The sequence below is a fragment of the Flectobacillus rivi genome, from assembly GCF_030056655.1.
GTDB lineage: Bacteria > Bacteroidota > Bacteroidia > Cytophagales > Spirosomataceae > Flectobacillus > Flectobacillus rivi.
The window spans coordinates 32,984-55,942 of record NZ_JASHIE010000004.1 but is presented as its reverse complement, the minus strand read 5'-3'; the positions used below and the strand labels follow the sequence as shown (position 1 = coordinate 55,942).

The following is a 22,959-nucleotide window of genomic DNA, read 5'->3' as shown; positions in this document are numbered from 1 at the left end:
AAACAGGATTTAAATTAAAATTCACATTAGACCCGACACTCAATCTTAACTTACATAAATTGTTGTTTCAACCTTAATTACATACAATGAAGCATTATTCTAAACAAATTTTTCTATTCCTTCTTGTGTTAGTGTTTGGTACGCAAAGCTTTGCACAAACACCAAGCAGTTTTTCAATAAAAGGAAAAATTGCAGGACTTAAAGATACCACGGTATTTCTTGCGCACTATTTTGGGTACAATCAACAAGTAATAAAAGATACGGCAAAAGTAGATAGTTACGGACAATTTCAGTTTAAAGGCACCAAAGAATTACCAGAAGGTTTGTATTTGATTGCTTTACCCAAAGGCAAATACTTGGACGTGGTGATTGGTAATACCAATTTTTCTTTTGAAACAGATACGACCAACCTGATTGGAAAGATGAAAGTAACTGGCTCGAAAGAAAATGAATTATTTTTTGGCTTTCAACAAGAAATGTCTTCAAAGTTTGAAAAACTCAAACAATTAGATGCCATGCGTCGCCAAAAGAAAGATGCTGTATCTGAAGCTGCATTCAAAAAACAACAAGCCGATATTGAGACTTTTCAAAAAACTTGGTTAGAACAAAACAAAGGTTCTTTTGTCGTAAAATTGATTAAAGCTGCTCAAGAACCAGAAGTGCCAGCTTATGGCAAACCTATTGTTACAAAAGCAGACTCTGCCGCCATGTATCAGTTTCAGTTCTCTTATTACAAATCGCATTTTTGGGATAATTTCGATTTAGGTGATGAACGTTTGATGAGAACACCATTTTATCAAAAGAAATTAGAAAGGTATTTTGAAGATTTGACGGTTCAACATGCTGATTCAATTTCGCTTGAAGCAGATAAAATCTTAGCTAAGGTAAAAGGAAGAGATATTCGTCGCTACACGATTTATAAAATCACTAGCTCGTATGAAAACCCTAAAATTTTGGGTGTAGATGGTGCCTTTGTCCACATGGCTGAAAAATACTATATCGGCGAACCAGCACTTTGGGATACCAGTACGGTACGCAAAATGAAGGAGAGAATTACCATATTAAAACCATTATTAAATGGGAAGCCTTTCCCTGATATGTATTTGACAGATACCCTCGGAAGAGAAATTGATATTCGTCGTATTCCTGCAGATTATACTGTGGTATTTATTTATGACCCAGAATGTAGCCATTGTAGAGAATCTGCACCAAAATTGGCCAAAATGTATCCTGCTCTCAAACAGAAAAATATCAGAGTATTGGCAGCATCTATTGATCGTAGCGCTCCTAAATGGAAGAAGTTCATCAAGGAGTTTAAATTTGAACCAATGATTAATGGAGTAGATATTCATAAAAATCCTCAAACAGGCAAGGAAGAATACTATACCGATTTTAAAAATCTTTTTGATGTGTACGCTACTCCAGTGATTTATGTGCTGGACAAAGACAAAAAAATTATAGCCAAGCGACTACCACTTGAACAAATTGAAGATTTTATAGATTTTCATAAAAAACAAAATATTAAAAAATAATTCGAATGGCACAGCCTACCAAGCTGTGCCATTTGTTATTTTTGGATGCTGTAGTATTAGCACCACCTTTTCAACCATACTTATCACTAGTTATATGAAATATTTTTACCTACTAACCATTTCATTAGTTTGTTTATCTAGCCAGCTTTTTGCTCAATATCGTATTGAGGCAAAATTCAAGAACCTTCGCGATTCTGTTTGCTATTTGACGTACTATTACGAAGATGTAAACTATGTTCAAGATTCTGCGAAAGTGAATGCTAATGGAGTAGTCGTATTTCAAGCAAAGCAGAACTTAGAGCCAGGGCTCTATAATCTGATGATCGGAGGTTGGAAAAGTATTGATATTCTTGTAGTGGAGCAGCAGTTTTCGTTTGAAGCAGACGCCAAAGATCTGGTGAATTCGATTAAGTTTACAGGCTCAAGAGAAAATGACCTGTTTTATAGCTATCAACAGAAAATAGTAAGAGAGGGCGTTAAAATAGCCCTATTAGAAGCTAAAACAGATTCGGTTTCGATAAATAAAAAGTATGCAATCCAATACGAATTAGAGCAATATCGTAAAAAGTTTGTTACGGCATTTGCGGGTACATTTGCCTCAAAACTAATCAAAGCAACTATGCCAATGGATTTACCACCAGCACCAAAGTTATCCAATGGACAAGAAGACCCGCTTTGGTCAAATAAGTTTTTCGTCAATCATTTCTTCGACAATTTTGATTTGACCGATGACCGAATGATTCGCACACCCTATATTCATCAAAATGTAGCAAGCTATTTCGAACCTCTCACGTATTTACCTATTGATTCTCTGATAAGTTTATCTCGTAAAATTGTTGAAAAAGCAGGACGGAATACGGCTATGCGAAAGTATTTGATTACTAAAACAACAGGTTTTTTCGAGACAAGCAAAACTATGGGGCATGATGCAGTTTTTGTCTACATGATGAAAAAGTATTATCTGCAGGAACCGCAACTATGGGATGAAAACACTATTAAACTAGTAAAGGAAAGAGTATTTTATCTAGAAAAGCTCTTGATTGGAAGTAAAATACCAGATGTGAAGTTGACAGATTTAGCAGGAAAAGAACAGACTTTACACGCTCAAAATGCGGATTGTACGATATTATATATTTATGCAGCAGATTGCGGGCATTGTAAAAACTTCACTCCTCAATTAGTACAATTACACAGAAGATATGCCGACAAAGGGTTACTAGTTTTTGCGCCAATTTTTGGCAATGATTTGGAGACTTGGGGTGAATTTATCAAACATTATCAAACGCAAGATTTTGTAAATGTGATTGACCAAACAGGAAATGTCAATTTTTTCCAAGAGTTTGATGCTCAATATACTCCAACAATATATATTCTGGATAAAGAGAAAAGGGTGGTAGGCAAGGGAAATCTGGCGATTGAGGATATGGAACAAATTGTAGTGAGGTATTTAGGGAAATAAGTTAGTGGGCAAAATTAAAATAATTTTACCCGCATTAAGCTTTAGGCTTTATGCATTAGGCTAAAAGTCAAAAAGTATTTCTCACGAAATAAGTAAACCTTATGCCTACGGCTTACAGCCTAATGTAATTTTTACCTATTTATTTTACAGTAATACTTAAATTAATAAATAAGCTTTAACTTATGCTGGGAACATGTTAATGTCCAATGTCTGGAATTATCTTATAGGTTCTTTCAAACATTTCCTTTACTCTTATTTCCTTTGCATATATATCTTTTTCATTGTTGTTAATTAATAGGTATGAGCTTATCTTCTCATAGGCAAAATGAGTAAATGTAATATTTCCTATTCTCTCCTGAATAAATCTACTGTAAATTCTAAATCGTTGATTTTGGGGTAGCCCCTCAGTCAATCTTTTCGAACTTGAAAAGTCTACGCTTCTTGATGATAAAAGCGCAAAATTACAATTAGGAGATAATTGAAGAAGCATAGGAACCACTGAAAGACAAGTATTGAGAATTTTCAAAACAGTAGAACTGTTATGTTTATTAATAATTTTGTTATACTTGAAATCACTTCTTTTATCTTTTTTGCAATAAAATTTAATCGCAAAAATATTTTCTGTATGATATTCTGCTCTAATGATGTAATGTAGTTTAGAATCATAGCAAAAAAACTTGTAGATATATGAAAAAAGATGGTCGGAGCCATCTTTACATATATCTTTTTGGATAAATTTAATTTCGTACATAAAGTATATAGGGTAGATTAGATATTTTGTTAGGCAATGACTAATTTTTTAGAGTCAGTATTGGAAGCGATTACCTTCACCCCTTCTATATTTTTAGCAGAAATTTGAACTGGCGTTACACTTTTTAGTGGTTTCCAGTTTTGTTTTTTAGCTTTTGTTAATGTTTGTGCCTTCATAATCATTGAGTTACAACTATTTTGTAAATATACAAATTGAAATAAACATTATAGTAAAACACCGTATTATTTATGGTTGAGCTATCTCATTTTCGCTCGTTTAACCAAATAAGCTGAAAGGATTTGTTCGAAACCTTGTGCTATATCAGCTTCAATAAAATCAATTTTGTATTGTCCACATCTGAGCTTCAAGTCATGATAAAAGCTTTGTAATGTTTTCTGATAATCATCTTTCACTTGTGCAGGATTAAGCTTGATCTTTTCATTTGTTTCTAAATCAATAAATTCATAAGGGCGATCTTCGAAAGCAAAATCCGACTCAGTCTTTTTGTCGGTGACATGAAAAATTAATACCTCATGCATATTGTGCTTGAGGTGTTGTAGTGCCGAAAATAGCTTTTCTGACTCGGTAATATTGTCGAACATATCACTAAACAAAATCACCAAAGAACGACGATGTATTTTCTCCGCAATTTCATGAATCACAGATGCGACTCCTGTGCTTTTGGAGGCGTCAGGTTTTTGCATCAACTCCTGTAAATCCAAAAGTATTTTGTGGATATGCGTTGGCGTTGATTTTATGGGAGTTTGAATTTCTACTTTATCAGAAAAGGTCGTTAAACTAACAGCATCTTTTTGCTTTTGCAGCATATATGCCAACGCACCAGCAGCCATAATGGAAAAAGTAATTTTACCATAACCAGGCGCAGGATAGTACATAGAGGATGAAGTGTCTATTAGCAAATGGCAACGCAAATTTGTTTCCTCTTCATAGCGCTTAGTATAAATACGGTCAGTTTTGGCATAAACTTTCCAGTCTATATGACGTGTACTTTCACCAGTGTTGTATAATCGATGTTCTGCAAATTCTACCGAAAAGCCATGAAATGGAGACTTATGTAGACCTGTGATAAACCCCTCAACCATTTGTTTGGCTAAGAACTCAATATTTCCGTATTCTCTGATTTTTGCTAAATCCATAATTCTGTTGTATAGGAGGCAGTAGTCCAATATTATGCCAATTTACAAACTTTCTTGGCATGGCTTGTCATTTGTGAGAAAAGTCTAATTGAGCATATTAAAAAAAGACAAATTGTAGGAAATACCCCCAAGAGCTTGAATTCTAAAAAAAGTTTAATAAAGATAAAAATCATTATCTTTAAATTTTACAATTTCTATTCTACAAAAAACACATCAGACGATACAAGATTTGTTCCCTGTATATCACTTTGATGCCAAGTGCTAAACGTACAAAATAGTACTAAAATTGTCTAAAAGAGTGTGCTATATGACTGAAATACGCTTAATTAAGCGTGTATTATTTTGACTTACTTTTTTGTTCAGCTTTTCTATTTCTAGCTAATTTTCGTAGATAAGAGTTTACTTTTAAGCGTCTCTTTTTGAGATGAGGATATTTACGTTTGTGCCAATTTTTTCGCAAACGGTAGTATTTTGTATGTTGAAGAATAGGTTTTTGATAATATTTAGATTCCAACTTAGGGGTGGCTACTACGCGCAAAGAGTCATAAGATTCTAGCATAATATCTCCATCAAATCCTACAACTTTTAATCGCACATTAGTCAAACCGTCCTTTCTCATTTTGAGCCACTTAGCAGGATTCTCAGTGAGGTCAATAATACGACCGGGTTTGTAAGGCCCACGGTCGTTGATGCGTACAATTACAAAGCGTTTGTTGGCAAGATTAGTCACCTCCAACATGGTTCCAAAGGGTAGGGTCATGTGGGCCGCTGTATATTGATTTTCTTTCAAAATCTCACCAGTGGATGTCGGTTTGTTATAAAAATTATTAGCATAAAAAGAGGCAATTCCATACGATTCGTCGCCTAATTTTTGTGCACTTGCAGTGGAGGCTACTGATAGAATCAACGAAATCTTGAGAATTCCAAAGTGTTGTTTCTTCATTGTAAGTGATTAGTATATACTTGATGAATGTGTGCGAAAGAGTTAGTTATTACTGGAAAAAGGCACTAATTACAAATCTATGCTTTTTGGAATCAAAATAAAAATATTTATTGGTTTTGTTATATTTTTATTGGTAAATATTTAGTTTAAAAGTCCAAAATGCAAATTTTATTTTATTCGATTTTTTTGTTAGAATCAATAAAATTTTTACTTTTACCAATCCATAAACCCTAAATTTTAATAGTACAGTGGAAGAAAGAGAAAGAGAAGAATTGTTTTCAAAACGCATTAGAGCGGGGAAAAGGACGTATTTCTTCGATGTGAAATCAACTCGCTCAAACGACTATTACATTACCATCACTGAAAGTCGTCGCTACCAAAAAGATGATGGCTTTGCTTACGAAAAACACAAGATGTTCTTGTACAAAGAGGACTTCGATAAGTTTTTGGAAGGTTTAAGAGAAGCTGTAGATCATGTGAAGCATGAACTGTTACCAGATGTAGATTTTTCACAGTTCAACCGTGAAGAAGACGAAGGTTTTGGTAGTGAACTAAAGTGGGAGTAGGCAGAAAATTGAATGCTAGGTCAAATTTATTCTAGTGTACCCAAGCTATGATGAATCGTAAGAGAGCAGCTCTATGTAAGACGCTGTACTTGCTACACTATTGACCTTTTCTACTTAGTATGCTCTCTAAAAAGACTTAGCCTCTGATTTTTCAGAGGCTTTTTGTTGTTACAGGAATATTCATGTAACTTTGCACCTCCAAAATCAAAGAATTTAAAACGCCAAGATGAATTTGTTTCTCTTGGCCCTATCAATAACAAAACTTCAATGGGTTTAAAATGCGGTATCGTAGGTTTGCCGAACGTCGGAAAATCTACTTTGTTTAGTGCAATTTCTTCTAATAAAGCCGAAGCGGCCAACTATCCTTTCTGTACCATCGAGCCCAACGTAGGTGTTGTGACTGTTCCAGATGAACGTCTTCAAGTACTCGAACAATTGGTAAATCCACAACGTGTGTTGCCAACTGTAATCGAGTTTGTAGATATTGCAGGTTTGGTGAAAGGTGCTTCTCAAGGTGCTGGTTTGGGTAACAAATTTTTGGCAAATATCCGTGAGGTTGATGCTATCATTCACGTAGTACGTTGTTTCAATGATGACAATATCGTACACGTAGAAGGTCGTGTTAGCCCAGTTTCTGACAAAGAAATTATTGACCTTGAGCTTCAATTGAAAGATCTTGAGTCAGTAGATAAAAAATTACAAAAGTTTGAACGTGCAGCCAAAGCTGGTGATGCCAAAGCAAGACAGATTGTAGGAGCGTTGAGCCAATACAAGTCAACTTTGGAAATGGGTAAGTCTGCAAGAACAGTACAAGACTTAGATGCTGATTTGAAAGAAGAAGCTATTGGTGATTTGTTCTTATTGACTGATAAACCAGTTATTTATGTAGCAAACGTTGATGAGACTTCGATTCAATCTGGTACAAACGAATACGTGGAAGAGTTGAAAGCAGCAGTTGCTGACGAAAATGCTCAAGTAATTGTAATTTGTGCTTCGGTTGAGTCTCAAATCTCAGAAATTGAAGATTTGGATGAACGTCAAATGTTTTTGGAAGAATATGGCTTGAAAGAGTCAGGTCTTTCTCAATTGATTCGTGCGTCTTATGCTTTGTTGAACTTGATTACCTATTTCACGGCAGGTGTGAAAGAAGTTCGTGCATGGACTATCCAAAAAGGATGGAAAGCACCAGCAGCAGCAGGTGTTATTCACACTGATTTTGAGCGTGGCTTTATTCGTGCGGAAGTAATTAAATTGTCTGATTATCAGCAATATAAAACTGAAGCAGCTTGTAAAGAAGCAGGTAAAATGAACGTAGAAGGTAAGGAATATGTAGTTGCTGACGGTGATATTATGCACTTCCGCTTCAATGTGTAGATAATAGAAAGTTATTAGTTAATAGTATATCAGTTATTTGAGTACTCAAAATTAGAGGGCAATTGTTACAGAGATATTAGTTCCTGCTACTGAGTATAAAATATTTACCAATAAAAAATGACGGCTCTCAAGAGCCGTCATTTTTTATTGGTAGTAAAATTTCTCAGATTTACATCTTCAAAACACTCATCTCTACACGTCTGTTTACTTTGCGTTGTTCTTCTGTTCCACTTTTGATAATGGGTTTTGAACTACCATAACCAATTGTTTGGATACGAGCTGGTGCTATTCCTTTTTTGACTAAATAATTCTTACATGATTCAACTCTTTCCTCTGAAAGCTCCTGATTGGCATCGGGGTCACCTACTACATCTGTATGTCCTTCGAGTCTGATTTCCATTTGTGGAAAATCCTGCATCATGGTTACTACTTTGTCTAGCTCAACATAAGAGGCAGGTAGTAAATCTGACTTTGATAGTTCAAAATTGATATTCTGCAACGTGATTTTGTCACCTACAGCCAGTGGGTTTAGGTAAATATCTTTGTTTAATTTGCCATTAACAGCTAATTTGCTCAAATCAATTGTTTCAGTAAAGGTGGCATAACCTCTAGCATAAGCAGTAATCACAAAAGATTGATTTGCAGCCAGATTAGAGCGATAAATTCCTGTGCTCACAAAACTTTGAGTAGAGTCGACTTTTTTATTGTTATTGGTTTGTACAAAATTAATGGTTGCACTCACTGCTTTTTTGCTTTTTGCATCACGTACAATTCCCATTACCAAAATGGTATTTGTTTCAGTTGGTTTGGTACTGTTATCCACTTCACCTACTTTTCCAGATTTTGGCTTTTTGGTAGGGGTACCGTTTGAGCCACTCGGTGCTGGAATCGAAGGCGTATTGGAAGGATAACTTGGCGTGTTGTTCGGATACGTTGGTGTATTATTTGGATAGGTTTGGGTATTGTTGGGTTGTTGCGGATAATTCTGTGAAGTCGCAGGATTACTCACTCGAATATTGTAAGAATTCCAACATTCCGTCCCATTGCTATCTTCGCACTCAAATAGGTCGAAAATCTCAATCCCTGGATTTAATCTTTCATAATAGACACTAAAATTTACTTCTTGCTGTGCCGAAACCTGTGTCATTTGAGGAGCAATTGTAATACCCTCAGATTTGATAAATCGAAATGATCTACCATTAGAAGCTAGCAATCGTGACTCAGCACTAATCGCAATAGGGACTGTACTCACACGACCTGTTTGTGGGTCGCGCGTAGTTGGGTCTGAGTTTCTGAAACTCATGTCCAAAATGGTATATTGATTGGTCAGACGAACATTATTGATTCTGATACTCGTATTTGACCTTTGAGGTGTTGGTGTTTGAGTCGGATATTGATTGCCACCACTATTTCCGCTATCTGTACCTCCATATCCTCCGCTTGGTTGCATACTTACACAGCTTTGGAATAATGGAACAAATCCTAAAATAATGAGAAATTTTTTCATAAGACGGATATAATTATTGAGTGAATTTGGACTTAATAAATAATGGGTTTTGTGCCTTTAGTTGTTATAATTCTACCTTGATTTGATGAGCGAATAACCTACCAAACTATCTGCTCGTCCACCTATAGATTGGTGATATACAAAGATTTCATACGAGTTTTCAGTTTGTGAATGACTACCTTCAATATCACGTTCGTTTATAATTCCTTTATTGTCTACAGTAATATACTGAAAATTATAAATACCTTGTTTGAGCTGAATAAAAGATTCGTAAGCGCTACTTTCGGGAACATAATGCATTTGATTGGTTTCATTGAGCTTCCAATCGTTGTAAGCACCCAAAATATATACTTTTTTGTTGATTAATGAATCAGTTTTTAACTGAAAACTAACCCTCACATAGTCTGCTTCGGTGGCGCCTTTGTTGGTTTCGTAATTATCAATCACAAACATGCCGTCAAAGTCTTTTGTGTCCACGTAAGCCAAGCCATTTTGAGGTTTATCAGTAAAAAGTTCAAAGACATTTTCTTTATCTCCATAGAAAATATGGGAAATGCCGACCAATTTTTGTTGTGAACTTCGAATATCAAATAGACGAAATTCGTTAATGCCTTCAATACTATTTTCGCCATCAAAAAACTGATAATCAAGTTTTCTATTAAAATTATCAACCATAAAAGGCTGAAGGTTTTTGAGGGTTTTATTGTCTCGAAAGTTTTGACGAATAATTATTTTTAAGTCATTCTTTGGGTCAAGAATTTCGTAGCCTGAATAATTAATCGCAAAATTGACTTGCTGATGTGTACGACGTTTGTCAGGAACATTAGAAAAAACAATTTTTCCACCGACACTTACACGACTATCATACACTTGAAATCTTCTGGACAGAACTATATCTTTTTCATTCCGATTTTTGTAAACAATCACGATAAAATTGCCCGAAACACGTACTTTAGGCAATACCAAACTAAAGTGATTATATTGGATTTTGGTAGCAAAAGAGTTATAGTAATCATAAATCGGAATATCATTATATTCAGAAAGATATTCAATTTCGTTGAGAGTAGAAGGTTGCCAGTCGGCATTACAATGAAAGATTTTTACTCGAAAATTTTGGACGGCAGGGTTCAAACAATCAAATTCTAGTTTAAGATTTTGGTTGTTATTTAGACCAATCACAGGTGGATTCAAGGTTGCCTGTACGTTATTTGTACCGTCAAAAGGGTAGAGGAGGGGTGTTTTGATATAAGGCTCATAAATCTGATTATCATAAATCAAAGTTTTGTCTTTTTGAGCAAATACTGCAAAACTTATCAAAAGCAATAAGCCTGTTTTCAGTAAATTTTTACCAAAAACAGGCTTTGCAGATAGGATTATATTGGACATAGATCAACGGAGTATTGGTAAATGAGGGAATGGTGATTTAGTAGCGTACGTGAATTTTTAAGCAATTTCGGATTGAGGATTTCTGATTTCGGAAATGAAATACCTTTGTTTTTTACAAAATACAGTAAGTTACACTTCCGAAATCCAACATCTAATATCCCCAATAGATGATTCTTAAAATCCTTGATGTAGTTCTGCCTATGATTGAGCGACTGTTTCGAATCAATTTACCCAATCTCTCAATCATTCCTTAGTTTATGCTAGCTTCTACCTCTTCTAGTTCAATCATGGCAGATTCCCAATCCTGATTGGCTTGCGCTAAATTTTGTTGAACTTCTTGGTATGAAGCATTTGCTTTGGCTAACGCTGCACTATCGTTATAAATTGCAGGGTCACCCAATTGATGTTCTAAATCAGTTTTATTTTCTTCTAATTTCGAAATTTTATCTTCCAAATCGCTTACTTTTTGATTCAGCTTTTTGATTTGTTTTTGAGCTTCCTTTTTAGCAAAATCACTTACCTGAGTTTTCGCTTCGACCTTAGGTGCTTCTGCTTTTTTCTCTACTGGTGCAGGTGCGGCATTGGCTTGTCGCTCGGCTTGCCAGATTTCGTATTCATCGTAAGTGCCAGGATATTCCTTGATTTGTTCATCCTCAATATACCAGATTTTATTAGCAATTTCGGAAACAAAGAAACGGTCGTGAGAAACCACCACATAACTACCTTCATATTGTTGTAATGCCTGAATCAGGATATTCACCGACATCATGTCGAGGTGGTTGGTAGGTTCATCAAGTAGTAAAAAGTTGGCTTCTGAAATTAGCACTTTCGCCAAGGCTACTCGTGATTTTTCTCCTCCAGAAAGTACCTTAATACGCTTGAAAACATCCTCGCCAGTGAACAAGAAACAGCCTAAAACACTTCTTAATTCTGTTTCTAGCTTGGCAGTTCCTGCCATTTTTAGTTCATCCAACAGAGTATTATTGACATCCAAACTTTCAAGTTGGTGCTGTGCAAAAAAGGAGTCAATCACATTATGTCCGAGCTTGCGTTCGCCATCGAGGTTTTCGGTACCTGCAATGATTCGTAAAACGGTTGATTTACCTTTTCCGTTTGCCCCAATTAAGGCAATTTTATCACCACGTTCGATTACCGCATTAGTACCACTCAAAATACGTTTGGAACCGTAAGCTTTACTTACATCTTCCAGATTCATGATAAAGCGACCAGGCTGGGTGCCAAAGTTGAATTTGAAATTCACTTTTGCCGCTTCATCAATCACATCATCAATTACATCCAAACGAGCTAATGATTTCACACGTGATTGTACCTGACGAGCTTTGGTAGCTTTAGACTTGAAACGCTCAATAAAACGCTCTGTCTGACGAATCATAGCTTGCTGGTTTTCGTAAGCACCTTTCTGGATTTCATTTCTCATGGCTTTTTCCTCCACATAAAATGTATAGTTTCCAGAATATTGTATCAATTTAGAACCAGTGACTTCCACAATCGTATTCACGGTATTATCCAAGAAATATCGGTCGTGAGATACTACGATGATAGCTCCTTCATAATTATTGATATAGTTTTCTACCCACTCAATCGATGGTAAGTCAAGGTGGTTGGTAGGTTCATCGAGCATCAATAACGAAGGTCGTTGCAAGAGTAATTTGGCAAGCATCACACGCATACGCCACCCCCCAGAAAAGGTACGAAGCGGTTGACTTAAATCGGCAGTGGTAAACCCTAAACCTTCCAGAATCGCTTCGGCTTCAGACTGCATGGTGTATCCACCCAAGGCATCAAATTCGTCTTGTACTCTAGCTAATTTATCGACATCAGTATCCTCGTAATTCGTTTCCATTTTGTGCAGGATACGGTCGATTTCTTTTTGCAGGAAATTCTGACGTTCGAAAGCCTGCATGGCTACCGAAAGGATAGATTCGTCGGATTGATAAGAAAGTAAGTCTTGATTCAAAAACCCGATAGTGCAATTGCCTGATTTTGAAATATTTCCACCATCTGGCTGATATTCGCCTGAGATAAGGCGCAAAAGAGTTGATTTCCCTGTTCCGTTAGCCCCAATCAAACCGATTTTGTCTTTAGGTTTGATGTGTAAGTTGGCTTCATAATACATCGGGCGACTCCCGAAATAGAATGATAAATTATTAATAGATAACATATCACAAAGATAGTGGAAATTGTGGACTTGATAGATAACGCTGTGTATGCTAATTAGGGATTAAGAAATTTTTCATAAACTCCTCCAATAATCTCTTCGTCTCCTGATGCGTAATGTCCCCTTCTGGCGATATTTTCCCTTTTACTCCCTGAATCAGCAGCTGAGTGTTGTCATGAAGTGATGCTCCTAATGTACTTAAAATTAAATGTAGCTCTTCGTGTCCTTTTGTTCCATTGGCAGAGGCCGTAATTAAGCCAACAGGTTTATCTGAAAAAATAACCGTAGACACCGACCACTCTAAAAGATTTTTTAAACCACTCGGAATCGAAAAAACGTATTCGGGCGTACAAATAATCACTCCATCTGAATGCATGATAGATTCTCGAAACTTGACTATCTCCGAAGGTGTATTTTCAACAGAGAGCTCAGGGCTGAAGTGAGGATAGTGTTTTAAGTCTTCAAAAATCTCAAATTCAATTTCGGATGAACATAAAGATTCAAAATACTTAACGATACTCAAGTTAGAGGAGTTGGCGCTGGCACTGCCAACAATAGCAACGATTTTTTTCAAGGCTTATAGCGTTTTATCTTAGGTCTATGTTCTTTTAATTTGCTGCGAAAGTTTTTAGTTCAATCTAAAAAAAATAGACCGCACCTTTACAAGAAGAGTGCGGTCAAAAACCGTTTAAGTGTAGAAGGGCGTGTCAATTTCGGAAGAATTTTATCATATTTTATCTGTCGAAATTTTTTGACTTCTTGAACGCAATCTACTTAGCGATTCTGGGGTGATACCCAGATAAGATGCAATGTGATATTGTGGAATACGTTGCATCAAATGAGGGTAAGTTTGCAAAAAAGCTTCGTACCTTTCATTAGCGGATTTCTCGATAAACCATCGCAAACGTAAATCTTGCTGTATCAGAATGGCTTGTAAAAATAACCGACCCAATCGTTCCCAATTGTGAAAACGGTCATACAACTTTTGTAAATCTTCAAATTGAATAGCAAGACCTTCGCAGGGTTCAATTGCTTGAACAGCTTCGTATGAGGGTTGTTGTGTAAAAAAACTCACCGCCGAAGTGTTAAACATACTTTCCTCTGCAAAATAATTTGTGATTTGTCCCTTGTTTACAACTGGAACATAGTTTCTCATGATACCCTTATTAATGAAAAACACCTCCTTTGCCACTTCTCCAATTTGTAATAGATGTTCATTCTTGCCTAGTTTCTTTGGATAAAAATTCTTTTCAATTAAATCTAACTCCTCCTTCGTAAAGTCCGAAACGAATTGTGAAACTACTTTTCTAATGTGGGTGTACATAAATTTTTATTTACTGGTTATAAATACAAAGTGTGTGTTACTAAGTTGTTAAGGTATCAGAAAGGATTGAATTTTCCCAGTGATGAAAAAACTCAATGAAAGTGTAAAATACGTAAAAAATGTCAAAAAATTCAATTTTTTTGTGATAAGGAAGTATAGGAGGTGATGAGTGAAGGACGCAGTTGGGAGGAAGACCCCAACTGCGTGAAAATGCTTATTTTGTAGCTTTGTTTCCGCCGAGATATGGCGATTTTAATAAGTCAGAAACACCTTTGAATGGTACTGTAGTTTTGTCGTATCCGAAGGTTGTAGCTAATGACTGAGTTTTGTTATTGTCACCCATGGCCATATCCACGTCTTTCATGGTCATTTGTGAAGGATGCTCATAACCACAAGCGTGGGCAATTTCGAGCATTTCTTTGTTAAGCGTTTTGATGTAATTGTAGAGACGCTCACTTTTTAAAGCAGGGTCGATACCTCCTTGCAACCATTTGCTAGAAGTGGCAATGCCCGTTGGGCAACGGTTGGTATGACAAACTTGTGCTTGAATACAGCCAATCGACATCATAGCCTCACGACCAACATTGATCAAGTCACAGCCCATAGCAAATGCCATCATGGCTTTTTCTGGAAAACCTAATTTTCCAGAACCAATAAATACCACCTTGTCTGCCAATCCATAGCGTTGGAAAATCTTATAAATTTTGCTGAACGCAAACGTAAATGGCAGCGAAACGTGGTCTGCAAAGGCGTGTGGTGCTGCACCAGTACCGCCTTCGCCACCGTCGATGGTGATAAAGTCAGGACCTTTACCTGTCTTAACCATATACTGTGCTAATTCTTCCCACATTTCTACTTTACCAACGGCAGATTTAATACCGACTGGTAAGCCTGTATTATGCGCCATTTTCTCGATAAATTCTACCATTTCAGGTATGGTAGAAAAGGCAGAGTGATAGGCTGGCGAAATAACATCTTTTCCCATCGGGATATGACGGATGTCTGCAATTTCTTGAGTGATTTTTGAAGCTGGTAAAACACCGCCTTTACCAGGTTTTGCGCCCTGTGAAAGCTTGAGTTCTAAAGCACGGATAAAAGAGTTATCTTGTGTCATTTTGATGAGTTTTTCCATTGAGAAATTCCCTTCATCATCACGCACACCAAAATAGGCTGTACCAATATTTACTATGACATCTGCTCCAAATTTATGATAGGGCGACAGCGAGCCTTCGCCCGTATTGTGATAGCAACCAAACTTGATAGCCCCTTTATTCAAGGATTCGATAGCTTTTGCCGAGAGCGAACCATAACTCATCCCCGAAATATTCACAATTGAATAAGGCTTGTAAGGACGCTTACGATTGTGGTATTCTCCAATAGTTTTGGCACAAGGCACCGCGCTTGGGTCTTGTAAGTTAGGATGGTCTTTTGGGAGCTTTAGCCCTAACATGGCATGTTTAATAAAGATATATCCTACCGAGTTGAAGTCTTGGTCTGAGCCAAAACCTTGTAGATTATTCTCTTTTTTGGAAGATGCATATACCCAGGCTCTTTCACCTCGATTAAAAGGCAATTCTTCACGGTTGTTAGCAACGATATATTGGCGCAATTCTGGACCAATTTTTTCGAGCATGTAACGAATGTGCCCAATCACAGGGAAATTGTGTTGGATGGTATGTCTTTTCTGTAGAATATCACGGATTGCCAGTCCTACAATCGGTATCACAATCCAGACGCTCCAGTGTAAATTTTGAATGAAATCCATAAAGTTGATTGGAATTATTGTTGCTTTAGGTTAAAAAGAATTAAGACTCTAAACTACTCAAATATGCGTGTTTTATTAAGTCCATTGGTGTATTCTAAGCTCGTTTTAAGATAGAAAGGTAAAGTAATAAAGCGCACAGTTTCATGATATGCCTACTTGTCTTGTGTAAGTGATACACCACCCGAAATAATCATTTTCATGGCATCCGACGAGGGAATATCCAAATGAATAATACTACTTTTGGGCACAATCATCATTTCGCCAGAAAAAGCATAGGAATGTGGGCAATACACCATCACATCGCCATCGAGTGATAAAAAACTCAGGTCGCTTTGGGTAATAAAGCCAATTTTTTTGATGCCATTTTCTTTATTTATCGTAAATAGTACGGGCTGATTAAACTTCTTTTTGTCTCCCACAAAAGCTTCGACTAGGTCCTTAAGCGAGAAATAAATAAGTCCGACAAGGGGCAATCTGGAAAGCCCTTCTTCAAAAATCTTGAGAACAGGCACCGCCAAAAATGATGAACCCAAAAAGCCCACGACCATTATGATGGCTAAAAGAACAACAAGTCCTGTGCCTCGAAAATGAAAGTAAAAATGTTCGTCAAGAGAAGATAGTAGGTTGAAAATAATATAGCCCGTAATATAAACTGGTGCTAGTAAAAGTAGACCTTGTACAAAATAACTAAAAAGCTTTGCGCTTATACGTTTGAATCTGAAAGACATTTTTTATATCTATTATGGTTTTGCCTTTTGGATAATGAACTCGATAACTCAGTACGATTGTTTTGGCTTCTTTGGGTTTGAGTGCAAAATCCCATAAAAGTTTATTTCGGTTGTAATCAACAGTGGCATCTGAATTTTCCTCCATTTCAAAAACAATATCAGTGTCCTTAATATTAGGAATGGTTTCGCCTACCACAATATTTAAAGTCTTCAACCATGGATTATATACTCGAATAGCTATTGAGCGATATTCGTGAATGAGCTCATCGTCTACCTGTTTGGTATGATGTTTAATATCACGTCTAATTTTAATTCTAAGATTTTCCTCAACACTCAACGAAAGTGTGTCGGGTTTGTTGATGGGGCGTAACTTTTGCGACTTGTTTTTTTGAGCTAGAATGCTGTAACAAGTACAAAAAAAGAGGGTGAAAAGTGCCGTCTTTAAAGTTTTTTGCAAGAATTTTACTAAAATATTTTTCAAGGTCTTCAAAATAAGGATGATGGCTAATATCAGTGATTTTTTAAAATAGAGTCATTCAACGAACATTTATTTGTAATTTTGCGTCAGAAATCTCAAAAGAAATAGTCAAAGTTTTAGATAATGAATTTTCAATATACACAATTACAAGAATTTATCCAACAGGTTTTTCTGTCGATTGGATGTAGCGAAGAAGATGCCTTGTTGGCGTCTCAAGTATTGATTTCAGCTGATTTAAGAGGGGTAGATTCGCACGGTATCGCTCGCTTAAGCGGCTATGTGCGATTGTATGACAACGGTCGACTTAATCCTAAGCCAATTATCAAAATCATACACGAAACGCCTTCAACTGCCGTTATAGATGGTGACAAAGGACTTGGTTTGGTGGTTGCTCCCAAAGCAATGGAAATTGCGATGGAAAAGGCTGATAAAGTAGGTTCTGGCTGGATCTCGGTTCAAAATTCCAACCACTTTGGCATTGCGGGTTATCATGCTATGAAGGCTTTACATAAAGATATGATTGGCTGGGCTATGACCAATGCTGCCCCTTTAGTTACACCAACGTTTTCAAAGGAAAAATTATTGGGTACAAACCCTATTGCTGTGGCTGTTCCTGCCGCTGAAAATCCTCCTTTTGTTGCCGACTTTGCTACTACAGCAGTAGCTTATGGTAAAATGGAGATTTTACAACGTAAAGGGGCGCCTGCTCCACTTGGTTGGGTACAAGATAAAGATGGTAATCCAACCGACGATGCCAACGCAGTGAAAAATGGAGGAGCATTGTTGCCATTGGGTGGCGACCGCGAACATGGGTCTCACAAAGGATATGGTTTAGGTGCGATTGTAGATATTTTCTCAGGTGTACTTTCTGGAGCCAATTTTGGTCCTTGGGTTCCGCCTTTTGCCACAGCTGGATTTATGGCTGCTGGCGAACAAGTAGGAAAAGGTACAGGACATTTCTTGGGTGCGATGCGTATTGATGGATTTAGACCAGCAGACGAGTTTAAAGCTGATATGGACAAATGGATCAATCGTTTTAAAGCAGCGCCAGCGGTAGACGGAAAAAATGTAATTATTCCAGGTGATCCTGAGCGTGAATTAGAGGCTGAACGCAAAGCCAATGGAATTAATTTGTTGGAGCCTGTTGTTAATGACCTAAATGCTTTGGCAACTCGCTTTGGCATAAAATTTTAAAAAAAGCAATCTCAAGATTAACTCAATAAATAGCTTATCAAATCAAAAATGCAAAAGAATAACAAACTCATTCGCTATCTGATTATTACAGTTGCTTTGTTTGCGGCAATGTTCTCTTATTATGTTTGGCAAATTGCTAAAACGCCTAATTATCAGGTAGATGAAAAGAAAGGGTTCGCTTTGTTGATTCCTAAAGGAGCCACATTTGAAACAGTATGGGACTCTTTGAGTGCTCATAAAATTGTAAGAGATGAGCTATCATTTAAGTTTTTAGCTAAACTTTTAAAGTTTCATGAAAATGTACATGAAGGTCGTTATATGATTACGGCTGAAATGGGTAATTATGAGTTATTGAAAAAACTTCGCTCTGGTCGTCAGGATGCTATTCGCTTGACTTTCAATAATATTCGTTTGAAAAAAGATTTGGTACACAAAATAGGTAACCGTTTCCAATTCGACTCATTAACATTTGCTAAAATGCTGAATGATAGTGCTGTAGCTAGTAAATACGGTTTTACTAATGAGACTATTATGTGTATGTTTTTACCAAATACCTACGAAGTTTATTGGACCGTTACACCCAATGAGTTTTTTGATACAATGCACGGTTGGTACAAAAAATTCTGGACAGAAGAACGCAAACAAAAGGCCGCTGCCATTGGTTTGACGCCAATTCAAGCGCAAATTATGGCATCAATCGTCGAAGCCGAAACCAAAAAGCCAGACGAAAAGCCAAGAGTAGCAGGTGTATATATGAATCGTTTGAATGCAAAAATGCCTCTACAGGCTGACCCAACGGTGGTTTTTGCGCACCAAGATTTTACGATAAAGCGTGTGAATAGTACCTTGACAAGTATTAAATCGCCATATAATACCTACAAGGTTATTGGTTTGCCTCCAGGGCCAATTAACTTGCCAGATTTGAAATCAATTGATGCTGTTTTGAATTATGAACATCATAAATACATGTATTTCTGTGCAAAAGAGGATTTTTCAGGTTATCACAATTTTGCTGAGAGCTTCGAAGATCATTTGAATAACGCTCGCATTTACCAAGATGCTTTGAATAAACTCAATATTCATAGTACTAAAAAATAATTCTCAAAGACCCAAAGACTATAAAGTATGGCATACGTGGCAACTTTGTAGTCTTTGTTTTTTTATACCAAATCAAAGCATCCAATTTCCTCAAAATTTCGTAATTCTTATGTATATTCACGAATTCACATACCGAGTTCGCTATGCGGATACCGACCAAATGGGCTATGTATATTATGGCAACTATGCCCGTTTGTATGAAATTGGTAGGGTAGAAGCACTGAGAAGTTTAGGCTTTAGTTATAAAGAAATGGAAGATTCTGGTGTCATGATGCCAGTGTATGAAAATAAATCCAAATATATTGCACCAGCGCTTTATGACGAAATGCTCACTATCAAAACGAGTTTACAAACTATGCCATCCGCACGTGTTGTTTTCAATTATGAAATATTCAATACGGAAGGAAAATTAGTCCATACTGGTGAAACCATCTTGGTGTTTGTAAATCGTGAAACCAATCGCTTAACAAAAGCCCCCAAAGAATTAACAATATTGCTACAACCTTATTTTGCGGGCTAAATCTAAAAGATTTTTTGAAGGAAAGTAAAAGATACCGGAATGCTCAAACGACTAAGAAATACTAAATTATACTCCCTCGTAATCTATTTTTTACAAACAACACATTTAAAAAATACTACTGCAACTGTTTATTACGTACTGAAAATCTTGATTCAAAAAATCATTCAGTTCGATATTGACGTTCGTGCAGCGGCGGTGGCGTATAATTTTACTTTGGCGGTTTTCCCTACGTTGATTTTTCTTTTTTCTTTAATTCCCTATATTCCTGTTGAGAATCTAGACGAAAGAATTCTTAATTTACTTTCAGATGTAATGCCTGCAGGAATTTATGGAGAAGCCAAACGTACAATAGTCGAGATTATAAGTAAGCCCCGAGGAGGCGTTTTATCACTCGGTTTTTTCTTTGCCTTGTATGCTTCTACAAGTGGAACAATGGCGCTGATGCGAGCCTTTAATTTAACCCTGACAACACAAGAAAAAAGAGGTTTTGTCAAAGCTAGATTGATTGCTGTTATGATGAATTTCTTGTTGACAATGGTGTTGTTTGTATCAATTGTGGTATTGATTGTAGGACGACTTTTAGTTGATATGCTGTTTGAAGGAGGGATGATTGACCCCAATTTTACGTTTTATATCTTACAAGCATTAACCTATTTCGTAATATTTGCGCTGTTTTTTCTGGTGATATCCATTGTGTATTATTGGGGTCCATCGGTACACAAAAAATGGAAATTTATTAATGTCGGCTCAATTACAGCCTCTATTTTGACAATTGTTATTACGAACGGATTTTCCTATTACCTTTCCAACTTTGCCTCCTACAACAGGCTTTATGGAACAATTGGTACCTTTATCGCCCTGATGGTTTGGCTATATCTGATTGCGTTGGTATTGATTCTTGGTTTTGAGATAAATGCGAGTATCGACCATGCGATTAATGTGCCGCCAGATAGCGAGGAAGAGTTTTTATCGGTTGAAAATTGAAAAAGCCGCACTCAAAGTAAGCACGGCTTTTTGTACCCTAACCCATAAAAATCAATGAAGTATTCCTACTTTTTAGCATTGATAATCAATTTTCCTCCATAATCGTGCCAAATTTTTACTTTTCGAAAGAAATAGAAGCATTTTTGAAAAAAAAGTAGTTCTATTTTGTTTTTTGACATCAAGTTCCCACCTTGTTACATCAATAAATCGCAATCCACAGAACATTTTTTAGAAGGAGGTACCATGGCAGAGTTTATTAAGCTGTACGAAAAAGGTACAGATATGCGAAAAATCGATCAGATTATTTCGTGCCTAAAAGACGGTGGCGTCATTATATACCCTACCGATACGGTGTATGGATTGGGATGTGATATTCATAATACCCGTGCCGTTGAACGTATTTGTCAAATCAAAGGAATAAAGCCGAACAAAAATAATTTCTCTTTTATCTGTTATGATTTGAGTCATATTTCGGATTATGCTAAGGTTTCGAATGCCGCTTTTAAGCTAATGAAAAAGGCCTTGCCCGGACCGTTTACTTTTGTATTGGATGGTAACAACAAGGTACCGAAAGTGTTGGCTCAAGGAAAGAAAACTGTTGGGATACGTATTCCTGATAACGAAATCACACGATTAATTGTCAAAGAGTTAGGCAACCCAATTATCACAACTTCGATTCGTGATGAGGACGATATTGTGGAGTATTCAACTGACCCAGAATTAATTTTTGAAAAATTTCAAAATGTAGTTGATATTGTAATTGATGGAGGATTTGGTAATAATATTCCTTCAACGATTGTAGATGCTACTTCCGATGATTTTGAAGTGATTCGTCAAGGATTGGGCGAATTGGAGGAGTTTTTGTAGTTGTGAGTGATGAATTGTTGGTTGTCCTTTGTACTTGCCTAAAATAGGTTGGATTTTGTTTTGCACTATTAGTCATTATTAAATATCAGGCATTCCTAATTTTACCATTTAGGTTATTTTCTAAGCATTTATCAAACATGAGTCATCCCGAATTTTAAGATTGGGGTTATTCTCTAAGTTTTCATCAAAAAAGCGGTCGGAAAATATTTTCTGACCGCTTTTTTGATGAAACTATGCTAGAATTTACTCAGCTTAAGACGCAATCATTGCGTCTCTACTACCAGAATACAAATTTTAAATTAATCACTCATTCATTCAATCGCTAAATCACTAAATTAGGGATGACTCATGTTTGATTCTTAAAGAACGATGACTATCTCAACTTCCCACAAGTAATTGCGCAAGTAAATAATCGGCAACTAATACGGCAATACAGCTATTTGTCACGGCTTTGGTCGATGACTGCCCTACCTCTAATGCTCCACCTTTGGTAAAATAGCCTTGAAATGCCGAAATGGAAGCAATCAAAAAGGCAAAAACTACTGATTTGATAATCGCAAAAGGTACATATATAGGATGAAAGTCAAAACGTAAGCCTTGAATATACTCTGATGGTGAAATAGCACCTGAAAGCCAACCTGCTAAATAACCTCCATAAATAGAAAGAAATCCTGCTAAGGCTACCAACATTGGAAAAGTAATAATGGCACCAATGATTTTGGGTAAAACCAAATAAGAAGTAGAATTAATACCCATTACCTCCAAGGCATCAATCTGTTCAGTAATTTGCATGGTACCCAATTGACTGGCAATGTGCGAGCCAACTTTTCCTGCCAAAACAATGGCAGTAATGGTTGGTGCAAGTTCCAAAATTGTAGAATCTCGTACAATCAAACTAATAATGTACTTCGGTACAAAAGGATTCGACAAGTTAGCAGCGGTTTGTACACAGGTTACAGCACCAATAAAGGAGGAAACAATTGAAACAATGAGTAGAGAATTAATTCCAATTTCATAAGCCTCCTCAAATACCAAATCAAAATAAACCTTAAATTTTTCAGGATTTTTAAATAAATTCCCCATGAAAATGAAATATCTCCCTATTCTTGTCACTTCGTTTTCTGTTAAGCGTTATAAGTTAGTAACT

General features: G+C 36.5%; 22 protein-coding genes. 9 read left to right on the top strand and 13 right to left on the bottom strand.

Annotated features, from left to right (window positions below):
* Positions 1-86 precede the first annotated feature (86 nt).
* Both QM481_RS06420 and QM481_RS06415 read left to right on the top strand, forming a co-directional pair.
* Entirely contained in the window at positions 87-1,532 is a 1,446-nt protein-coding gene (locus QM481_RS06420; protein WP_166551488.1) for a DUF4369 domain-containing protein, read from the top strand.
* Positions 1,533-1,626: 94 nt separating this feature from the next.
* Positions 1,627-2,991 (top strand): TlpA family protein disulfide reductase, encoded by a 1,365-nt coding sequence (locus QM481_RS06415; RefSeq protein WP_283381125.1) that lies wholly within the window; start codon positions 1,627-1,629, stop codon positions 2,989-2,991.
* Positions 2,992-3,187: 196 nt separating this feature from the next.
* Here QM481_RS06415 and QM481_RS06410 read toward each other — a convergent pair whose 3' ends face one another.
* The 4 genes from QM481_RS06410 to QM481_RS06395 form a co-directional block, all read right to left on the bottom strand.
* A complete protein-coding gene (locus QM481_RS06410; protein WP_283381124.1) occupies positions 3,188-3,742 on the bottom strand; it encodes a hypothetical protein in 555 nt (184 codons plus the stop codon).
* 29 nt (positions 3,743-3,771) lie between these two features.
* Positions 3,772-3,918 (bottom strand): hypothetical protein, encoded by a 147-nt coding sequence (locus QM481_RS06405; RefSeq protein ID WP_283381123.1) that lies wholly within the window; start codon positions 3,916-3,918, stop codon positions 3,772-3,774.
* 81 nt (positions 3,919-3,999) lie between these two features.
* A complete protein-coding gene (locus QM481_RS06400) occupies positions 4,000-4,899 on the bottom strand; it encodes a DUF58 domain-containing protein (protein ID WP_166551485.1) in 900 nt (299 codons plus the stop codon).
* A 337-nt stretch (positions 4,900-5,236) separates the two neighbouring features.
* The gene (locus QM481_RS06395; RefSeq protein ID WP_166551484.1) at positions 5,237-5,842 is read right to left on the bottom strand and encodes a septal ring lytic transglycosylase RlpA family protein; all 606 of its coding nucleotides are present in this window, start codon (positions 5,840-5,842) and stop codon (positions 5,237-5,239) included.
* Positions 5,843-6,090: 248 nt separating this feature from the next.
* Between QM481_RS06395 and QM481_RS06390 the strand changes: the two genes are divergently transcribed.
* Positions 6,091-6,408 carry a DUF3276 family protein gene (locus tag QM481_RS06390; protein ID WP_095163185.1) on the top strand — a complete coding sequence of 106 codons (318 nt, stop codon included), beginning with the start codon at positions 6,091-6,093 and terminating at the stop codon, positions 6,406-6,408.
* A gap of 267 nt (positions 6,409-6,675) precedes the next feature.
* Positions 6,676-7,782, top strand: coding sequence for a redox-regulated ATPase YchF (gene ychF / locus QM481_RS06385; RefSeq protein WP_166551483.1), 1,107 nt, complete (start codon positions 6,676-6,678; stop codon positions 7,780-7,782).
* Between the two features lie 169 nt (positions 7,783-7,951).
* Here ychF and QM481_RS06380 read toward each other — a convergent pair whose 3' ends face one another.
* From QM481_RS06380 to QM481_RS06345, 8 genes are all read right to left on the bottom strand, one after another.
* Positions 7,952-9,289, bottom strand: a complete 1,338-nt coding sequence (locus tag QM481_RS06380) for an OmpA family protein (RefSeq protein WP_283381122.1) — start codon at positions 9,287-9,289, stop codon at positions 7,952-7,954.
* A 72-nt stretch (positions 9,290-9,361) separates the two neighbouring features.
* Entirely contained in the window at positions 9,362-10,675 is a 1,314-nt protein-coding gene (locus tag QM481_RS06375) for a type IX secretion system plug protein (RefSeq protein ID WP_283381121.1), read from the bottom strand.
* A gap of 250 nt (positions 10,676-10,925) precedes the next feature.
* Positions 10,926-12,857: a ribosomal protection-like ABC-F family protein gene (gene abc-f, locus QM481_RS06370; RefSeq protein ID WP_283381120.1), complete on the bottom strand. Its 1,932-nt coding sequence runs from the start codon at positions 12,855-12,857 to the stop codon at positions 10,926-10,928.
* A gap of 49 nt (positions 12,858-12,906) precedes the next feature.
* Positions 12,907-13,428 carry an NADPH-dependent FMN reductase gene (locus QM481_RS06365; protein WP_283381119.1) on the bottom strand — a complete coding sequence of 174 codons (522 nt, stop codon included), beginning with the start codon at positions 13,426-13,428 and terminating at the stop codon, positions 12,907-12,909.
* 153 nt (positions 13,429-13,581) lie between these two features.
* Positions 13,582-14,178 carry a Crp/Fnr family transcriptional regulator gene (locus QM481_RS06360; protein ID WP_166551477.1) on the bottom strand — a complete coding sequence of 199 codons (597 nt, stop codon included), beginning with the start codon at positions 14,176-14,178 and terminating at the stop codon, positions 13,582-13,584.
* Between the two features lie 214 nt (positions 14,179-14,392).
* The gene (locus QM481_RS06355) at positions 14,393-15,943 is read right to left on the bottom strand and encodes an FMN-binding glutamate synthase family protein (protein WP_283381118.1); all 1,551 of its coding nucleotides are present in this window, start codon (positions 15,941-15,943) and stop codon (positions 14,393-14,395) included.
* 152 nt (positions 15,944-16,095) lie between these two features.
* Complete coding sequence (locus tag QM481_RS06350; protein WP_095163200.1) at positions 16,096-16,671, bottom strand: DUF502 domain-containing protein; 576 nt, start codon at positions 16,669-16,671, stop codon at positions 16,096-16,098.
* The gene (locus QM481_RS06345) at positions 16,631-17,128 is read right to left on the bottom strand and encodes a DUF4139 domain-containing protein (RefSeq protein WP_166551475.1); all 498 of its coding nucleotides are present in this window, start codon (positions 17,126-17,128) and stop codon (positions 16,631-16,633) included. Before QM481_RS06345 ends, QM481_RS06350 begins: the two co-directional genes overlap by 41 nt.
* 144 nt (positions 17,129-17,272) lie before the next feature.
* Between QM481_RS06345 and QM481_RS06340 the strand changes: the two genes are divergently transcribed.
* The 5 genes from QM481_RS06340 (at position 17,273) to QM481_RS06320 (ending at position 21,812) form a co-directional block, all read left to right on the top strand.
* On the top strand, positions 17,273-18,343 hold the full coding sequence (locus tag QM481_RS06340; protein WP_166551474.1) for an Ldh family oxidoreductase: 1,071 nt from the start codon (positions 17,273-17,275) through the stop codon (positions 18,341-18,343).
* Positions 18,344-18,391: 48 nt separating this feature from the next.
* Entirely contained in the window at positions 18,392-19,441 is a 1,050-nt protein-coding gene (mltG, locus tag QM481_RS06335; RefSeq protein ID WP_283381117.1) for an endolytic transglycosylase MltG, read from the top strand.
* A gap of 109 nt (positions 19,442-19,550) precedes the next feature.
* Complete coding sequence (locus QM481_RS06330; RefSeq protein ID WP_283326618.1) at positions 19,551-19,961, top strand: acyl-CoA thioesterase; 411 nt, start codon at positions 19,551-19,553, stop codon at positions 19,959-19,961.
* A 147-nt stretch (positions 19,962-20,108) separates the two neighbouring features.
* Positions 20,109-20,945: a YihY/virulence factor BrkB family protein gene (locus tag QM481_RS06325; RefSeq protein WP_205690884.1), complete on the top strand. Its 837-nt coding sequence runs from the start codon at positions 20,109-20,111 to the stop codon at positions 20,943-20,945.
* 243 nt (positions 20,946-21,188) lie between these two features.
* Complete coding sequence (locus QM481_RS06320; protein ID WP_283381116.1) at positions 21,189-21,812, top strand: L-threonylcarbamoyladenylate synthase; 624 nt, start codon at positions 21,189-21,191, stop codon at positions 21,810-21,812.
* 378 nt (positions 21,813-22,190) lie between these two features.
* Here the strand turns inward: QM481_RS06320 and QM481_RS06315 are convergent, their stop codons facing one another.
* Complete coding sequence (locus QM481_RS06315) at positions 22,191-22,925, bottom strand: MlaE family ABC transporter permease (RefSeq protein WP_166551469.1); 735 nt, start codon at positions 22,923-22,925, stop codon at positions 22,191-22,193.
* Positions 22,926-22,959 lie beyond the last annotated feature (34 nt).

What these genes read in the sequence shown, in the direction of transcription:
- QM481_RS06420 (WP_166551488.1), top strand. Translation starts at nt 87, where the DNA reads ATGAAGCATTATTCTAAACAAATTTTTCTATTCCTTCTTGTGTTAGTG.
- QM481_RS06415 (WP_283381125.1), top strand. Translation starts at nt 1,627, where the DNA reads ATGAAATATTTTTACCTACTAACCATTTCATTAGTTTGTTTATCTAGC.
- QM481_RS06410 (WP_283381124.1), bottom strand. Translation starts at nt 3,742, where the DNA reads ATGTACGAAATTAAATTTATCCAAAAAGATATATGTAAAGATGGCTCC.
- QM481_RS06405 (WP_283381123.1), bottom strand. Translation starts at nt 3,918, where the DNA reads ATGAAGGCACAAACATTAACAAAAGCTAAAAAACAAAACTGGAAACCA.
- QM481_RS06400 (WP_166551485.1), bottom strand. Translation starts at nt 4,899, where the DNA reads ATGGATTTAGCAAAAATCAGAGAATACGGAAATATTGAGTTCTTAGCC.
- QM481_RS06395 (WP_166551484.1), bottom strand. Translation starts at nt 5,842, where the DNA reads ATGAAGAAACAACACTTTGGAATTCTCAAGATTTCGTTGATTCTATCA.
- ychF (WP_166551483.1), top strand. Translation starts at nt 6,676, where the DNA reads ATGGGTTTAAAATGCGGTATCGTAGGTTTGCCGAACGTCGGAAAATCT.
- QM481_RS06380 (WP_283381122.1), bottom strand. Translation starts at nt 9,289, where the DNA reads ATGAAAAAATTTCTCATTATTTTAGGATTTGTTCCATTATTCCAAAGC.
- QM481_RS06375 (WP_283381121.1), bottom strand. Translation starts at nt 10,675, where the DNA reads ATGTCCAATATAATCCTATCTGCAAAGCCTGTTTTTGGTAAAAATTTA.
- abc-f (WP_283381120.1), bottom strand. Translation starts at nt 12,857, where the DNA reads ATGTTATCTATTAATAATTTATCATTCTATTTCGGGAGTCGCCCGATG.
- QM481_RS06360 (WP_166551477.1), bottom strand. Translation starts at nt 14,178, where the DNA reads ATGTACACCCACATTAGAAAAGTAGTTTCACAATTCGTTTCGGACTTT.
- QM481_RS06355 (WP_283381118.1), bottom strand. Translation starts at nt 15,943, where the DNA reads ATGGATTTCATTCAAAATTTACACTGGAGCGTCTGGATTGTGATACCG.
- QM481_RS06350 (WP_095163200.1), bottom strand. Translation starts at nt 16,671, where the DNA reads ATGTCTTTCAGATTCAAACGTATAAGCGCAAAGCTTTTTAGTTATTTT.
- QM481_RS06340 (WP_166551474.1), top strand. Translation starts at nt 17,273, where the DNA reads ATGAATTTTCAATATACACAATTACAAGAATTTATCCAACAGGTTTTT.
- mltG (WP_283381117.1), top strand. Translation starts at nt 18,392, where the DNA reads ATGCAAAAGAATAACAAACTCATTCGCTATCTGATTATTACAGTTGCT.
- QM481_RS06330 (WP_283326618.1), top strand. Translation starts at nt 19,551, where the DNA reads ATGTATATTCACGAATTCACATACCGAGTTCGCTATGCGGATACCGAC.
- QM481_RS06320 (WP_283381116.1), top strand. Translation starts at nt 21,189, where the DNA reads ATGGCAGAGTTTATTAAGCTGTACGAAAAAGGTACAGATATGCGAAAA.